The following is a 14,681-nucleotide window of genomic DNA, read 5'->3' on the forward strand; positions in this document are numbered from 1 at the left end:
GGGTCTCCCCATGCGAGAGTAGGACACTGCCAGGCATCAATTAAGCCAAGAGGCCATCCGCAAGGATGGCCTTTTTGCTGTGTGCGAAAGAAAAAAATTACGCAGCTACGCTGCGCTTTTCAACCAATCCACGATGAAATCAGCAATACATTCTGGGTTATTGAGATCCAACAACCTAACCTTTTCAGTGATTAACCGATCGCTGGCAACGGCGATAACAAACTCATCCAACATATCCTCAAGTGGTCTGCCTATCTCTTCACGATAAAGAATGATCTTGCTGACAGGCTCATGTTTAAACCCCTCGACGAGAATGAGGTCGACCTTGGTGCGATCAAAACGACTGGCCAGATACTGAAGATCCAGGGGCGGCTGTTCTGGTGTTTCGGTCATTAATGCCCAACGGCGATCGCTGGCGACCAATGTTTGATTGGCACCGGCTTTGCGCAGTTCATAACTGTCTTTTCCTGGCGTATCCACATCCATATCATGATGCGTATGCTTTATCAGTCCGACACGGATTTCCCGCTGCTTTAATAAAGGAATCAATTGCTTAAGCAGTGTGGTTTTACCTGTTCCGCTGTAAGCGGCAATAGCCAGTAACGGGGGAAAAGAATTATTCATTGGTGAGTCCTTTTTCCTGCAGCCAACGCTGGCAATCTTCCTGAGTATTCAAATTATGGAATGCCGCTTGCTGGCCTTCGAAGGTTATTTTCCCTGCACCTACCGCATCCAGGAACAACATCAATTTGCGTTCTCCGCGTGCCAGATAAGCGGCTAAATGAGGTACCAGGCTGGTGTGCAGCAGTGCCAGGGTTGGATGTGCCCGCTCCCCATCGTTGGCATAGGCGGCCAAAGCCTGGCCCTTTTGCTGCCAGAGCTGTTCAACCAATGTCGTGGGAAAGTCGGGTACGTCGCAGGGTACAAAGGCGACCCACTCTGTCGTCGCGTGTTTTAGCCCTGCCAGCATGCCAGCTAGCGGCCCGGAAAAATCTGCTGTCAGATCGCTGATGACAGGCAGACCGCTTTCCCGATAACGTATCTGATTGCGATTGGCGCTAATTGCTATGTGGCCCACTTGCGGTCGTAGCCGAGAAAGTACGTATTGATATAGCGGTACGCCGGCAACGTGAACCAGGCCTTTATCTGCCCCGCCCATACGTGTTGCGCGCCCACCGGCTAAAATAATGCCGGTAATATCCTCGTGCATAATTATTATTCCGAATTTATGGCTAACGCCCTGATTGTAGCGCTAAAGCCGGTATGGCATCAGGATTTACCTTTATTGACAAGCTGGTTCTTTCACTGCGTTGGTAAGCCTGCTACTTTGTGTGTTTATTCATTCTAATGGACGATATTGCGATGAAAACGCACCGCGTAAACGAGCTGATTGAGCTGTTACAGCCAGCTTGGCAGGAAGATCCGGATCTTAACTTGATTCAGTTTTTGCAAAAGCTGGCAAAGGAAGCCGGTTTTCAGGGCAATCTGGACGAACTGAGTGATGATATCCTGATCTACCATCTGAAAATGCGCGGCAGCGCCGGCACTGAGCAGATCCCTGGCCTGAAGAAAGACTACGAAGAAGACTTTAAGACAGCATTACTGCGCGCCCGCGGCGTGATAAAGGATTAACATTCGTGCGGTACGGTGAACCCGTTGCTCGTGAAGCCTGTCATTAATGCTACTATTTCTCATTCCCGGCACAGTGATGTCACCAAAAGAAACCGAATGTTGTTATGAACAACTCTGCTTTTAATTTTCAGACCCTGTCGCCCGACCTGATTATGGACGCGCTGGAAGGGATTGGCCTGCGGGTCGACTCCGGGCTAACCGCACTCAATAGCTATGAGAACCGCGTCTATCAGTTTATGGATGAAGATCGTCAGCGCTATGTGGTGAAGTTTTACCGGCCCGAGCGCTGGAGCGCGAAGCAAATTGGTGAAGAACACCAGTTTGCCCAAGATCTTGCTCTGGCGGAGATCCCCGCAGTTGCTCCTTTGCTCCTGCAAGGGCAAACATTGCATACGCACAGCGGTTTCTTTTTTACTGTCTTTCCCAGCGTTGGGGGGCGGCAGTATGAGATTGATAATCTCGATCAGCTGGAGTGGGTGGGGCGTTTCCTTGGGCGTATTCATCAGGTGGGCAGTGAAAGCCTGTTTGTTGAGCGCCCGACAATGGGCATTGAAGAGTACCTGACTGCACCGCGTGAGGTACTTGCTGGTTGTGAACTGTTGCCGAAGGCACAGCGAGAAAGCTTTCTGAAAGCGGCCGATACGCTGATTGAAGCGATTAAACAGTGTTGGCATTTGGACTGGCAGCCGCGTCGTTTGCACGGTGATTGCCACCCAGGCAATATTCTGTGGCGTGATGGCCCGCTGTTTGTTGATCTTGATGACGCACGTAATGGCCCGGCTATACAGGATTTGTGGATGCTGCTGCACGGAGAACGTCGCGATCGCTTGATGCAGTTAGATGTTCTGCTGGAGGCTTACTCAGAGTTCGCCGAGTTTGATCAAAGTGAATTGGCGTTGATCGAGCCGCTGCGTGCGATGCGTATGCTGTACTACTTGGCATGGGTCGCTCGCCGCTGGCAAGATCCTGCATTCCCTAAAAGTTTTCCGTGGATGGCGGAGTCTGATTTCTGGTTATCTCAGACGACGGCATTCACCGAGCAGGTTAAGCTGTTGCAGGAACCCCCTCTGCAGCTGATGCCAATGTATTGAAGCTTTAACACAATGGAGAGTTTAGTCTTATGAAGAAAATATGGTTGGCACTCGTTGGCATGGTAATGGCATTTAGTGCCTCGGCTGCGCAGTTTAGCGATGGCACTCAGTACGTAACCCTGGATAAGCCAGTGACCGGTGAACCTCAGGTGCTGGAGTTCTTTTCCTTCTATTGCCCGCATTGCTATCAGTTTGAGCAGGTTTATCACGTTTCTGAAAATGTGAAAAAAGCACTGCCTGCGGGCACCAAAATGACCAAATACCACGTTGAGTTCCTGGGGCCGCTGGGCAAACAGCTGACTCAGGCATGGGCCGTTGCAATGGCGCTGGGCGTGGAAGATAAAGTCAGCCCGTTGATGTTTGAAGCGGTGCAGAAGACTCAAACTGTGCAAACCCCGGACGATATCCGCAATGTATTTGTGAAAGCAGGTGTGAGTGCGGCGGATTATGACGGAGCATTGAACAGCTTCGTAGTTAAATCCCTGGTGGTTCAACAGGAGAAAGCCGCAGAAGATCTGCAACTGCGTGGCGTCCCGGCTGTATTTGTTAACGGTAAATACATGGTTAAAAACGATGGTCTGGACACCAGTTCGATGGATGCTTACGTGAAGCAATTCGCCGACGTGGTTAAATACCTCAGCCAGCAGAAGTAACCGAGATTAAACGTTAAAAAGCCGGCTTAGCCGGCTTTTTTTTTCTCTATTGCCGCTTCAATTTATCAAGCAGGCGATCTTTGTCCTGCCACAGGGTATTGAGCCAAAGTTGGAAACGTCGCTTGAACTGCTTGTCGTTGAAGTAATCCCCATGCAGGGTTTCATCGATTGGCAGCAGCTCAATTCTCACCACAATGCGTTTCAATCGACCGCATAACATATCCATAAACGGCCGCTCAGTATTATCCGGATAAAGTAGGGTGACGTTTAACACTTTATCGAACTGCTTACCTAATGCACTGAGTGTAAAAGCAATACCTGCGGCTTTAGGGGCCAGTAAATTGCGGTAGGGGGAATTGCTTTTAATTTTCTTGGCTTCAGTAAAACGCGAACCCTCTACAAAATTGACGATAGTGGTCGGACGTTTACGAAACTTCTCGCAAGAACGGCGTGTGGTTTCGATGTCATTGCCGCGCTTTTCAGGGTGCTTGAGTAAATAGCCACGCGAGTAGCGTTTCATGAATGGCATATCCAGCGCCCAGCAGGCCAGGCCGACAAAGGGTACCCAGGCTAGCTGTTGCTTAAGAAAGTATTTATTCATGGGAATATGGTTACGGAACAACACGCAGAGCACCACAATATCCGACCAGCTTTCGTGATTACTGATCAGCAGATACCAGTTTTTACGTTGCAGCCCTTCCAGCCCTTCAATATCCCAACGCAGTTGCCCGTTAATTCGCAATAGCAGTGCCAACCCTACACACCAGCACCACATCATAAAATCGGCAAAGGCTGAGATGCGTTTCCACACGGCAGGAAAGGGCACCAGGAGTTTAATGATGCCGGCCAGTGTGATTGGGATCGAACACAGTACGGTCACCAAAATGGCGAGCAGGGCAGAAAGTATAAAAATAACAGGGGATAACAATCTTGGCATGGTTATGGGCTGACGGTTGATGAGAACAGCGTTACATGCCGGTATGCATGAACAAAAAAATATTTTAACAGAAATTAAAGAGGGAAAGTGCCTGTTAACCGTAACTGTTTTATCGCGGAAGAAATAGGCAGTTGCTGCGTTTTCGTGCAACCTTTTCATCTTGTGCTATGGTAATTGAGGCGCCAAATTTGATGAATAGTGCGATTAAAATTGAGTGCAAGTTATATCCACAAATCGTGTAAAAGTCGATAATCACTCCTAACGAAAATAGCGCCATTTAACGCAGTGATTTAAATAGGAATTTTATTTCCCATTATAACGATAAACGCATCGTTATAATTTATTGTCTTTTCTATGCACAAAGTTATCCACAGGTAGGATCTTGCGGATCGCTTCGCAGAATCACATGATTTTTATCCTTAATGCACGCTAAGGTTCGTCTCAGGCGGCCAGCTATGGCATTCTTACCGCTATGTCCGATCACGATAAAGATAAAGTAACGCTATGGCCCAGATTGCAGAAAACCCATTAATCCTGGTTGACGGTTCCTCGTACCTCTACCGCGCTTATCATGCCTTCCCTCCGCTGACTAACTCTGCGGGTGAACCGACCGGGGCAATGTACGGCGTGCTGAATATGCTGCGCAGCCTGCTGTTGCAGTATCAGCCAAGCCATGTTGCGGTGGTGTTTGATGCGAAAGGAAAAACTTTCCGCGATGAGCTCTTCGCAGAATATAAATCGCACCGGCCACCGATGCCGGACGATCTGCGCGCGCAAATTGAGCCGCTGCACAAAATGGTTAAGGCCATGGGGTTACCGCTGCTGGTCACGCCTGGCGTGGAAGCAGACGACGTGATAGGTACGCTGGCACAGCAAGCCGAAAAAGCGGGTCATGCGGTGCTGATCAGCACCGGCGATAAAGACATGGCGCAGCTGGTCACACCGAATGTCACCCTGATCAACACAATGAACAATACGATCCTCGGCCCACAGGAAGTGTGCGACAAGTATGGCATTCCTCCAGAGTTGATCATCGACTTCCTGGCGCTGATGGGGGATGCCTCGGATAATATACCTGGTGTGCCTGGTGTGGGCGAGAAAACGGCTCAGGGGCTGTTGCAGGGACTTGGTGGGCTGGATGTACTGTATGCCAATCTGGACAGTATTGCGACGCTCAGTTTCCGTGGCGCCAAGACGATGGCGGCCAAGCTGGAACAACACAAAGAGATGGCCTACCTCTCCTACAAGTTAGCGACCATCAAGACTGACGTCGAACTGGATCTCACCTGCGCCGATCTCGAAGTGTCTTCGTTAGACGTAGACGCGTTGCAACAGTTGTTCAAACAGTACGAATTTAAACGCTGGCTGGCAGATGTTGAGGCCGGTATCTGGCTGGAAGGTAAAAAGGGGACTGGCGTGAAAGCCGCCAGTGCGCCAAAGGCCATTGCGGCAGTTGAAAAAGAGCCTGCCGAAGCGACGTTGTCGCAAGAGGGCTATGTCACCATTTTGGATGAAGACACGTTCGCCGAGTGGTTGGAAAAACTTAAAAAAGCTGACGTGTTTGCCTTTGATACTGAAACCGATGGCCTGGACACACTGACCGCAAATCTGATCGGCCTGTCGTTTGCTCTTGCCCCGGGTGAAGCGGCTTATCTGCCCGTGGCGCATGACTATCTTGATGCGCCAGTGCAGTTGGACCGCGACCATGTGTTGGCCACTCTGAAGCCGTTACTGGAAGATGAGAAAGCGCTGAAGGTCGGGCAAAACCTGAAGTTTGATATGGGCCTGTTGGCACGTTATGACATCAGTCTGCGTGGCATTGCCTTCGACACCATGCTGGAATCCTACGTGCTGGACAGCGTGGGAGGCCGTCACGACATGGACAGCTTGTCCGATCGCTATCTTGGTCATAAAACTGTGACCTTCGAAGAGATTGCCGGTAAGGGCAAAAAACAACTTACCTTCAATCAAATCGCATTGGAGCAGGCGGCACCTTACGCTGCCGAAGATGCCGACGTCACGCTGCAGTTGCATTTGGCAATGTGGCCACAGTTGCAGGAAAGCGCCGAACTGTTGACGGTATTCAATGAGATAGAAATGCCGCTGTTGCCGGTGTTATCACATATAGAACGGACCGGGGTGCTGATTGATCAGAGTATTTTGGCTACGCATTCTATCGAACTGACCAAGCGCTTGGCTGAATTAGAGATTCAAGCCCATGAACTGGCGGAAGAGCCATTCAACCTGGCGTCGACCAAACAGTTGCAGGCCATTTTGTACGAAAAACAAAAGCTGCCGGTATTAAAGAAAACCCCGGGTGGTGCGCCGTCGACCAACGAAGAAGTATTGGCTGAATTGGCACTGGATTACCCGTTACCGAAGGTGATTCTGGAATACCGTGGGTTGGCAAAACTGAAAACGACCTATACCGATAAATTGCCACTGATGATCAACCCGGTCAGTGGGCGCGTGCATACTTCCTATCATCAAGCGGTGACGGCGACAGGGCGGCTATCTTCCAGTGATCCGAACCTGCAGAATATTCCGGTGCGTAACGACGAAGGGCGCCGCATCCGTCAGGCATTTATTGCCCCAGAAGGTTACCGTATCGTTGCTGCCGACTATTCTCAGATTGAACTGCGCATTATGGCCCATTTGTCTCAGGATGAAGGGTTACTGAAGGCTTTTGCGGCTGGCGAGGACATCCACCGTGCCACCGCCGCAGAGGTGTTTGGCCTGCCACTCGACAAAGTGACTAACGAACAGCGCCGCAGTGCGAAGGCGATTAACTTTGGCCTGATTTATGGGATGAGCGCATTTGGTCTGGCGCGTCAGTTAGGGATCCCTCGTGGTGAAGCTCAGCGTTACATGGATCTCTACTTTGAGCGCTATCCAGGTGTACTGGACTACATGGAGCGTACTCGCCAACAGGCGGCCAGTCAGGGTTACGTCAGTACGCTGGATGGTCGCCGGCTGTATCTGCCAGACGTAAACTCCAGCAACGGCATGCGTCGTAAGGCGGCGGAGCGCGCGGCGATTAACGCCCCAATGCAGGGGACCGCCGCGGATATTATCAAACGCGCGATGATTGAAGTGGATGCCTGGTTGCAAGCCCAAGAGAAACCGCTGGTACGTATGATCATGCAGGTACACGATGAATTGGTGTTTGAGGTGCATGAGTCGGTGATTGAAGAATCCAGCCAGCATATTCGCGAGCTGATGGAAAATAGCATGATGCTGGCAGTGCCGCTGAAGGTGGACGTAGGCGTGGGTGCTAACTGGGATGAAGCCCACTGATCATGTTGAGGTTCGCCAGCCATATCCACCTTGGATCTGCTAACTGGCGATAACCTAAGCAGTTTTTGTAATTAAGCTACAAGATACGGCGATTGTTTCTCCAACCTCGCCGTTATTACGCGCTAAACTGTGTAAGTAAACTACAAAAAATTCTTTTGCACTGCGAAAAAATCATGTAAAGTTACTCGCGTAGGGTACAGAGGTAAGATGTTCTATCTTTCAGACCTTTTACTTCACGTAATCGGATTTGGCTGAATATTTAGCCGCCCCAGTCAGTATTGACTGGGGCGTTTTTTATTGTAAAAACAAAGTAAAACCATCGTTTTCTCTTATCTCCCTCACCCTATTCTGCTTCAACAAATCTTCTGTAATTGCCCGTTTTTCTTACTCTTCACATTAAATCGCTATAAGAATTTATGATGGCTTTTGGTCATAACTGTAATTAGATAACGAAAAATGCCTGAGCTCACAGGTTTTTGAGCATAAAAAAAGCCGATGTGTTTTCACATCGGCTATTGCGGTACCTGCGGTATTTTATTCGCCAGCGGTGTCGTCATCTTCTGGCAGCACTTCCGGTGGGATCTCGTTAAACCAGGTATTCAGTTTTTGGCTCAGCTTGTCGACGCCGATTTTTTTCGGTGAAGAGAAAGCTTCAACCTGGATATTGCCCATAAATGGCACGACGGCTTCACGTACCATATTGAGTTGTGCCTTACGCGCACCGGATGCCAACTTGTCTGCCTTGGTCAGCAGAACCAGTACCGGAGTGCCTACATCGACGGCCCACTGAATCATCTGCTGGTCGAGGTCTTTTAATGGGTGACGGATATCCATCAGCACCACCAGACCTTTCAGGCAGTTGCGCATTTGTAAGTATTCACCCAAAGCACGCTGCCATTTGCGTTTCATTTCTTCAGGCACTTCCGCGTAGCCGTAGCCGGGCAGGTCGACGAGGCGAATGCCTTCTTCAACCTCGAACAGGTTGATCAACTGCGTACGTCCCGGCGTTTTACTGGTACGCGCCAGGCTTTTCTGGTTGGTCAGTGTATTTAACGCGCTGGATTTACCGGCGTTGGAACGGCCGGCGAACGCGACTTCAATACCTTCATCCCCCGGCAGGTGGCGAATATCGGGCGCACTGGTGACGAAATGGGTCACATGGTAATTGTAATTCTTGCTGGTCAAAATTTTTCGTCTCCGTGAGGATGGCTAACTGGTTGGCGATTATAACTGCATCAGCGGTAAAAATGGTGTGTTTCTCTGTTTTTAAGCGCCAAGCTAGCAGGGCATGGCTGTGGGGCCTGCTCACACGTGTGAGACATTCGCCATTCGAATAGTGGGTAATGTCGCTTTATTCGAAAGCTGTTTTTTTTATTTTAATTAAAAAACAAAAAGTTAATTATCTGCTGCATTCTTCGATATGCCAATTACACGGCAGATGCCTTGAGCGTAAGCGTTGATCGCGTAAAGTAGCTTTTAGCACAAGGCTGTGCCGGATTAAGGAACATCCAGGAAGGGTGATAAATCTCATGGAGAGCACGGGGCGTGCTGATGAGTACCAGGAAGAACACAGAAGGAATTGATCTGTTTGCATCTGAATATGCAAATAGCACAAGGATGGTGAAGTCACTGCAATTGGGATGCCAGCAGGAAGCACGCTCAGGATGAGCGAATGCGTACGGATTGCGCCATGGACGATTTTCCTTTCAGGATGAAGGATGTAGTGTGGCAGGGAATGCGGTTATAGCAAAAGGAAAGACCAGGATGTTGAGTGTGCGCAGGGATCGCGTAGCAGGAATATCCTTCGAAAGAAGGGGTAAATAGGCGGCGGGTTTAACCTGCCGCCTTTTTTCTTTGTTCGCTTTCTGCTAGATTCCGCCGCAATCGTATAGCATCTATCTCTATACTGAATCTACATACCTAAGAGCATACGCTATGAACCAGCCATCAAAAGCACCTCGCGCCCCACGCAGCAGCGCGGCGACGTCGAAAACCAAAAAGAAAAGCCGTGTGGAGCTCGATCAGGAAGCCCGTGAACGCAAGCGTGCAAAAAAACGCCGTGGTCTTGCTTCCGGTTCTCGCACCCAGGTTGAGTCCGCGAAGACGAAAAATAAAGCAGGGGCAGAAACCAAAGATCCGCGCATTGGCAGTAAAGTGCCGGTAGCGCTGGTGGTTGAAGCCCAGCCAAAAGCCAAACCGCAGGCAAAACCAAAAGCTGAAGCGAAACCTAAACCTCGTCTGTCGCCGGAAGAAGAACTGGCGAAGTTGGAAAATGATGAGCGTCTGGATGCACTGCTGGATCGCATTGATGACGGTGAGACGCTGAATGCTGAAGATCAGTCCTACGTTGATCAGACACTGGACCGTATCGATGCCCTGATGGAGCAGCTGGGTATTGAGTTGGGCGACGACGATGAAGAAGAAGAAGAAGAGAAGCGGGAAGATATCCTGAAACTGCTGAAAGGCGGTAACCCAAAAGACGTAATTTAACGCGTCATGTGGTTGATCCTGACAATAGCCCTACTCTTGATGTGTTATCTGCTGTGGTTATTCGGTAAACTATGGCGGCTGTCTAAACGTAAATCACGTTACCGCAGCGCTTCCGCGGCCAGACAGCGTAGACAACTGCCCATTTCCCGGCCCGGTAGGAAAAAATATCGGAAGGAGTGAGCATGTCAGAACAGGCAATTGTCTGGGATCTGGCCCTGATCCAGAAATATAACTATTCAGGGCCGCGTTACACCTCATACCCCACAGCGCTGGAGTTTAACCAGGACTACGACGAAGCGGCGTTTCAACGCGCCGCGGTGCGTTATCCTGAGCGCTCTCTGTCGCTGTATGTACATATCCCTTTCTGCCACAAGCTCTGCTATTTCTGTGGCTGTAATAAGCTGGTGACGCGTCAGACACACAAGGCGGATGAGTATCTGGCGGTGCTGGCACAGGAGATCGCCCAGCGCGCCCCCCTGTTTGCCGGGCGTAAGGTTGGCCAGTTACACTGGGGCGGCGGCACACCGACCTACCTAAGCAAAACGCAAATCAGCACGCTGGTAGCGCTGTTACGGCAACACTTTGATTTTCTCCCCGATCTTGAAATGTCGATCGAAGTCGATCCGCGTGAGATTGAGCTGGATGTGCTCGATCATTTACGCAGCGAGGGCTTTAACCGTCTGAGCATGGGTGTGCAGGACTTCAATAAAGACGTGCAGCGGTTGGTGAACCGCGAGCAGGATGAAGCCTTCATCTTTGCGCTGATTGCCCGCGCCAAAGCGCTAGGCTTTAATTCCACCAATATCGATCTGATCTATGGATTGCCAAAGCAGACACCAGAGAGCTTTGCTTACACCCTGCAGCGGGTGGCAGAGCTAAATCCGGATCGTCTGAGCGTATTTAACTACGCTCATATGCCGAATTTATTCGCGGCCCAGCGCAAAATCAAAGACGTGGATTTGCCGACGGCACAGCAGAAGCTGGATATCCTGCAACAGACCATCGCCTCCCTGACCGAATCGGGTTACCAGTTTATTGGCATGGACCACTTTGCACGCCCAGATGATGAACTGGCGGTGGCGCAACGTGAAGGAAAGCTGCACCGTAATTTCCAGGGGTATACCACCCAGGGCGACAGTGATCTCCTGGGGCTTGGGGTTTCGGCCATCAGCATGCTGGGTGACAGCTATGCGCAGAACCAGAAAGAGCTGAAAACCTATTACAGCCGCGTTGAAGCGCAGGGCAATGCACTGTGGCGCGGCCTGGCTATGACGGAAGACGATTGTTTGCGGCGTGAGGTGATCAAAACGTTGATTTGTAACTTTAAGCTGGACTACCTGGCAATAGAACAGCCGTTCGGCATCAGCTTCGCCAGCTATTTTGCTGAAGATTTGCAACTGCTGGCGCCGTTTGAACGTGACGGGTTGGTGGAACGCAACGAGCAGGGTATCCGTGTTACGCCACGTGGCCGGTTACTGATCCGCAATATCTGCATGTGCTTTGATATCTACCTGCGTCAGCAGGCGCGCACGCAGCAATTCTCTCGGGTTATTTGAGGAATAAAAAAACAGCCGCATTAGCGGCTGTTTTTTCGATTAACTATTTAACTCAAAAAATTAATCAGTGCTGCGCACAGCACCGCAGCCACGGCTGCCTGTGGCGTGTGGCTGGCAGCGGAGCCAAGCGCTGCACCTTGGGAAATGAATGCGACAAATGAGTCCAGCATCGAGAGCCTCCAGAGTGTGCGCTTCGATCATACTGCTGCCTTACTGGCTGTAAAGTCTGACATAGCGGTTTTTTTGTGCGCCAGATTGCGTTTTCTATAATCAATCACGCAAACTATTCCATTCCCAACTCTTTTAATTTACGCGTTAACGTATTGCGGCCCCAGCCCAGCAAACGTGCGGCCTCCTGCTTATGCCCTTGGGTATGACGCAGTGCCGTGGTGAGCAGCGTGCGTTCCATTTCAGGCTGTGCTTCTGACAGCAAGTTTTGATGACCGGAGCGCAGTGCGCGGTCGGCCCACTGTGCCAGCAATGTGGCCCAGCTGTCTGGCAGACTGTGGCTGGTGGTTTCTGGCGCAGAGGTCTCAAACAACTCACTCGGCAGATCCTGAATCAGCACCTCTTGCCCGGCGGCCATTACGGTTAACCAGCGGCAGGTGTTCTCCAATTGACGCACGTTGCCTGGCCACGGCAGACGAGTCAGAGCCGTTTCGGTCTCTGGATGCAAATTCTTCGCCTCAACGCCCAGCTCTTTTGCTGCCACCTGCAGGAAGTAGCGCGCCAGGCGCGGAATGTCCTCACGGCGCTCACGCAATGGCGGCAGGTGTACACGTATCACATTGAGACGATGGAACAGATCCTCACGGAATTTGCCTTCTTGTACGCGTAATTCCAGGTTCTGGTGTGTCGCGGCGATGATACGAACGTCTACCTTAACCGGGGCATAACCGCCGACCCGATAGAATTGGCCATCTGCCAGTACCCGCAGCAAACGGGTTTGAACATCCAGCGGCATATCGCCGATTTCATCCAGGAACAAGGTTCCGCCGTCAGCCTGCTCAAAGCGGCCCTGACGGATCTGATTGGCACCGGTAAAGGCCCCCTTTTCGTGACCGAACAGTTCAGATTCGATCAGATCTTTGGGAATAGCGGCCATATTTAATGCGATAAAAGGCGATTTGACGCGCGGGCTGTGGCGGTGCAGAGCATGAGCCACCAGTTCTTTACCTGTGCCGGATTCACCGTTGATCAACACGCTGATCGACGAGCGTGATAGACGTCCGATAATACGGAACACATCCTGCATTGCCGGGGCTTCGCCGATAATATCCGCTACCGGATCGTTAGCCGGCTGGCTGCGCGCCGGCTGTTGTTGTTCCTGATAATGACTGATAGCACGTTCGACCAGTGCGACAGCTTCATCGATATCAAAAGGTTTTGGCAGGTAATCAAATGCCCCTTGTTGATATGCGCTGACAGCGGCGTCCAAATCCGAATGTGCCGTCATTATGATGACCGGAAGCATAGGGTGGCGCTGCTTTATCTGCTTGAGTAATGCAAGACCATCCATGCCGGGCATGCGGATGTCAGACAGCAACACGTCAGGTGTTTGCGTGGACAGGGCTTCCAACACCTCATTGCCACTCTCGAAGGTCACGCAGCTCACACCCGCCCCAGTGAGTGCGCGTTCAAGCACCCAGCGGATGGAGCTATCGTCATCGACGATCCAGACTATCCCTCGTTGCATAGAAAACCTCACTGACGAATAGGCAGGTACACCGAGAATTCGGTATGTCCTGGCCAACTGTTAAATTCAATTTTTCCGCAATGTTGATCAATAAGATTACGGGCGATGGATAAACCCAAGCCGGTTCCGCCTTCGCGGCCACTGACCATTGGGTAAAACAGCGTGTCTTGTAACTGCGCCGGCACGCCGGGGCCGTCATCCTCTATATCGATACGTGCTGCCAGCCGGTAACGACTGCCATGCAGGGTGATCTGGAACGCGGTGCGGGTACGCAGCGTGATGGTGCCGCCAGCCGGCCCCAGTGCCTGCAGAGCGTTACGGGTAATGTTCAGCAGAACCTGTTCGATTTGATCCGGATCGTGTGCCATTTCTGGCAGGCTGGGGTCGTAATCACGGACCAGCGTCACGTTATCGGGTTTCTCGAGAGCCACCAGTTGGCAAACGCGTTCTGCGACCTGATGAATACTTTGGGTAATGTGCTGGCCAGGCCGTTGTGGGCCCAGCAGGCGATCAACCAGGTTGCGCAGGCGGTCGGCCTGTTCAATGATGACCTTGGTGTATTCGGTCAGTGATGGATCAGGCAGCGCCTTGGCCAGCAACTGCGCCGCGCCCCGTAAACCACCCAATGGGTTTTTGATCTCGTGTGCCAGACCACGGACTAAATCACGCGCTGCAACTTGTTGTGCGTGCTGTAACTGTTCCTGACTCAGGCGGCGTTGGTTATCCATCGGCGCCAGCTCGACCAAGATGTAGCCTTCAGGCAGCGCCTGGGCGGTCAAAGAGAGGATGTGCGCACGCCCGTCAACCACCAGGGTCACTTCGTTATCGGTAAAGCCCTGACCGGCGTGCAGGCTCTCACGCATCAAATCGACGTTCAGTGAGAAGTAGCCGAGCAGATCGGGTAACGGCGTACCGAAAAGTTTACGGGAGCTCTGTGCCAGCAGTTGTTGTGCTGCCGGATTGGCGTAATGAACCGCCAGTGAGTCATCCAACAGCAGAATGCTGTTAATGAGCGAATTGAGGATCTGCCCTGCGTCGGGCAGCTTGCCAGTTGCCATATATGCCCTTCATCTTTCAAGACGCAGCGTTGTTGGCTGCTCTTACTCACACCAGTCACTTGGCAGACCAAGCTCCTGTCGGTTGGCTCGGTTGCCGCCTAGCTGCACCTTGAAATTCATTGGGCATAGCAGACGACTGCACCTTTTTAGTGCATTTATCCTACTCCATCCGTCATGTACGCGGTATGGAATAGTTTTGCAGAAAATATGGTGGAGAAAAAAACCCATCCGAAGATGGGCAGAAAGTTTCCACGGCAACAAAAAAGACAAC

General features: G+C 51.3%; 13 protein-coding genes. 6 read left to right on the forward strand and 7 right to left on the reverse strand.

Features of this window, described 5'->3' with window-relative positions; genetic code table 11:
* Nucleotides 1-105: 105 nt before the first annotated feature.
* Both mobB and mobA read right to left on the reverse strand, forming a co-directional pair.
* Nucleotides 106-624, reverse strand: a complete 519-nt coding sequence (gene mobB, locus ACI2J2_RS22950; protein ID WP_209640223.1) for a molybdopterin-guanine dinucleotide biosynthesis protein MobB — start codon at nucleotides 622-624, stop codon at nucleotides 106-108.
* Nucleotides 617-1,210, reverse strand: a complete 594-nt coding sequence (gene mobA / locus ACI2J2_RS22955; RefSeq protein ID WP_402322246.1) for a molybdenum cofactor guanylyltransferase MobA — start codon at nucleotides 1,208-1,210, stop codon at nucleotides 617-619. Before mobA ends, mobB begins: the two co-directional genes overlap by 8 nt.
* Nucleotides 1,211-1,362: 152 nt before the next feature.
* Here mobA and ACI2J2_RS22960 point away from each other — a divergent pair, with 152 nt between their 5' ends.
* From ACI2J2_RS22960 to dsbA, 3 genes are all read left to right on the forward strand, one after another.
* Complete coding sequence (locus ACI2J2_RS22960) at nucleotides 1,363-1,632, forward strand: YihD family protein (RefSeq protein WP_265556785.1); 270 nt, start codon at nucleotides 1,363-1,365, stop codon at nucleotides 1,630-1,632.
* A 104-nt stretch (nucleotides 1,633-1,736) separates the two neighbouring features.
* On the forward strand, nucleotides 1,737-2,723 hold the full coding sequence (locus ACI2J2_RS22965) for a serine/threonine protein kinase (RefSeq protein WP_265556784.1): 987 nt from the start codon (nucleotides 1,737-1,739) through the stop codon (nucleotides 2,721-2,723).
* A 29-nt stretch (nucleotides 2,724-2,752) separates the two neighbouring features.
* Nucleotides 2,753-3,376 carry a thiol:disulfide interchange protein DsbA gene (gene dsbA, locus ACI2J2_RS22970; RefSeq protein WP_037421819.1) on the forward strand — a complete coding sequence of 208 codons (624 nt, stop codon included), beginning with the start codon at nucleotides 2,753-2,755 and terminating at the stop codon, nucleotides 3,374-3,376.
* Between the two features lie 46 nt (nucleotides 3,377-3,422).
* On the opposite strand, the gene ACI2J2_RS22975 is transcribed toward dsbA, so the two are convergent.
* Nucleotides 3,423-4,313 (reverse strand): acyltransferase, encoded by an 891-nt coding sequence (locus ACI2J2_RS22975; protein ID WP_209640209.1) that lies wholly within the window; start codon nucleotides 4,311-4,313, stop codon nucleotides 3,423-3,425.
* A gap of 504 nt (nucleotides 4,314-4,817) precedes the next feature.
* Here ACI2J2_RS22975 and polA point away from each other — a divergent pair.
* Complete coding sequence (polA, locus tag ACI2J2_RS22980; RefSeq protein ID WP_402322237.1) at nucleotides 4,818-7,610, forward strand: DNA polymerase I; 2,793 nt, start codon at nucleotides 4,818-4,820, stop codon at nucleotides 7,608-7,610.
* Nucleotides 7,611-8,144: 534 nt separating this feature from the next.
* On the opposite strand, the gene yihA is transcribed toward polA, so the two are convergent.
* Nucleotides 8,145-8,795: a ribosome biogenesis GTP-binding protein YihA/YsxC gene (gene yihA / locus ACI2J2_RS22985; RefSeq protein WP_404760919.1), complete on the reverse strand. Its 651-nt coding sequence runs from the start codon at nucleotides 8,793-8,795 to the stop codon at nucleotides 8,145-8,147.
* Nucleotides 8,796-9,545: 750 nt separating this feature from the next.
* Between yihA and yihI the strand changes: the two genes are divergently transcribed.
* Entirely contained in the window at nucleotides 9,546-10,100 is a 555-nt protein-coding gene (gene yihI / locus ACI2J2_RS22990) for a Der GTPase-activating protein YihI (protein ID WP_265556782.1), read from the forward strand.
* Nucleotides 10,101-10,282: 182 nt separating this feature from the next.
* The gene (hemN, locus tag ACI2J2_RS22995; RefSeq protein WP_402322230.1) at nucleotides 10,283-11,656 is read left to right on the forward strand and encodes an oxygen-independent coproporphyrinogen III oxidase; all 1,374 of its coding nucleotides are present in this window, start codon (nucleotides 10,283-10,285) and stop codon (nucleotides 11,654-11,656) included.
* Between the two features lie 47 nt (nucleotides 11,657-11,703).
* Here the strand turns inward: hemN and ACI2J2_RS23000 are convergent, their stop codons facing one another.
* The 3 genes from ACI2J2_RS23000 to glnL form a co-directional block, all read right to left on the reverse strand.
* Nucleotides 11,704-11,826, reverse strand: coding sequence for a YshB family small membrane protein (locus ACI2J2_RS23000; protein WP_209640194.1), 123 nt, complete (start codon nucleotides 11,824-11,826; stop codon nucleotides 11,704-11,706).
* A gap of 113 nt (nucleotides 11,827-11,939) precedes the next feature.
* A complete protein-coding gene (glnG, locus tag ACI2J2_RS23005) occupies nucleotides 11,940-13,352 on the reverse strand; it encodes a nitrogen regulation protein NR(I) (protein ID WP_265556780.1) in 1,413 nt (470 codons plus the stop codon).
* An 8-nt stretch (nucleotides 13,353-13,360) separates the two neighbouring features.
* Nucleotides 13,361-14,410: a nitrogen regulation protein NR(II) gene (glnL, locus tag ACI2J2_RS23010; RefSeq protein WP_265556779.1), complete on the reverse strand. Its 1,050-nt coding sequence runs from the start codon at nucleotides 14,408-14,410 to the stop codon at nucleotides 13,361-13,363.
* Nucleotides 14,411-14,681 lie beyond the last annotated feature (271 nt).

This window comes from Serratia sp. NPDC087055, assembly GCF_044900985.1.
Classification (GTDB): domain Bacteria; phylum Pseudomonadota; class Gammaproteobacteria; order Enterobacterales; family Enterobacteriaceae; genus Serratia.

Bases quoted from the DNA above. Each gene is read 5' to 3' on its own strand.
- mobB (WP_209640223.1), bottom strand. From the start codon at position 624: ATGAATAATTCTTTTCCCCCGTTACTGGCTATTGCCGCTTACAGCGGA.
- mobA (WP_402322246.1), bottom strand. From the start codon at position 1,210: ATGCACGAGGATATTACCGGCATTATTTTAGCCGGTGGGCGCGCAACA.
- ACI2J2_RS22960 (WP_265556785.1), top strand. From the start codon at position 1,363: ATGAAAACGCACCGCGTAAACGAGCTGATTGAGCTGTTACAGCCAGCT.
- ACI2J2_RS22965 (WP_265556784.1), top strand. From the start codon at position 1,737: ATGAACAACTCTGCTTTTAATTTTCAGACCCTGTCGCCCGACCTGATT.
- dsbA (WP_037421819.1), top strand. From the start codon at position 2,753: ATGAAGAAAATATGGTTGGCACTCGTTGGCATGGTAATGGCATTTAGT.
- ACI2J2_RS22975 (WP_209640209.1), bottom strand. From the start codon at position 4,313: ATGCCAAGATTGTTATCCCCTGTTATTTTTATACTTTCTGCCCTGCTC.
- polA (WP_402322237.1), top strand. From the start codon at position 4,818: ATGGCCCAGATTGCAGAAAACCCATTAATCCTGGTTGACGGTTCCTCG.
- yihI (WP_265556782.1), top strand. From the start codon at position 9,546: ATGAACCAGCCATCAAAAGCACCTCGCGCCCCACGCAGCAGCGCGGCG.
- hemN (WP_402322230.1), top strand. From the start codon at position 10,283: ATGTCAGAACAGGCAATTGTCTGGGATCTGGCCCTGATCCAGAAATAT.
- ACI2J2_RS23000 (WP_209640194.1), bottom strand. From the start codon at position 11,826: ATGCTGGACTCATTTGTCGCATTCATTTCCCAAGGTGCAGCGCTTGGC.
- glnG (WP_265556780.1), bottom strand. From the start codon at position 13,352: ATGCAACGAGGGATAGTCTGGATCGTCGATGACGATAGCTCCATCCGC.
- glnL (WP_265556779.1), bottom strand. From the start codon at position 14,410: ATGGCAACTGGCAAGCTGCCCGACGCAGGGCAGATCCTCAATTCGCTC.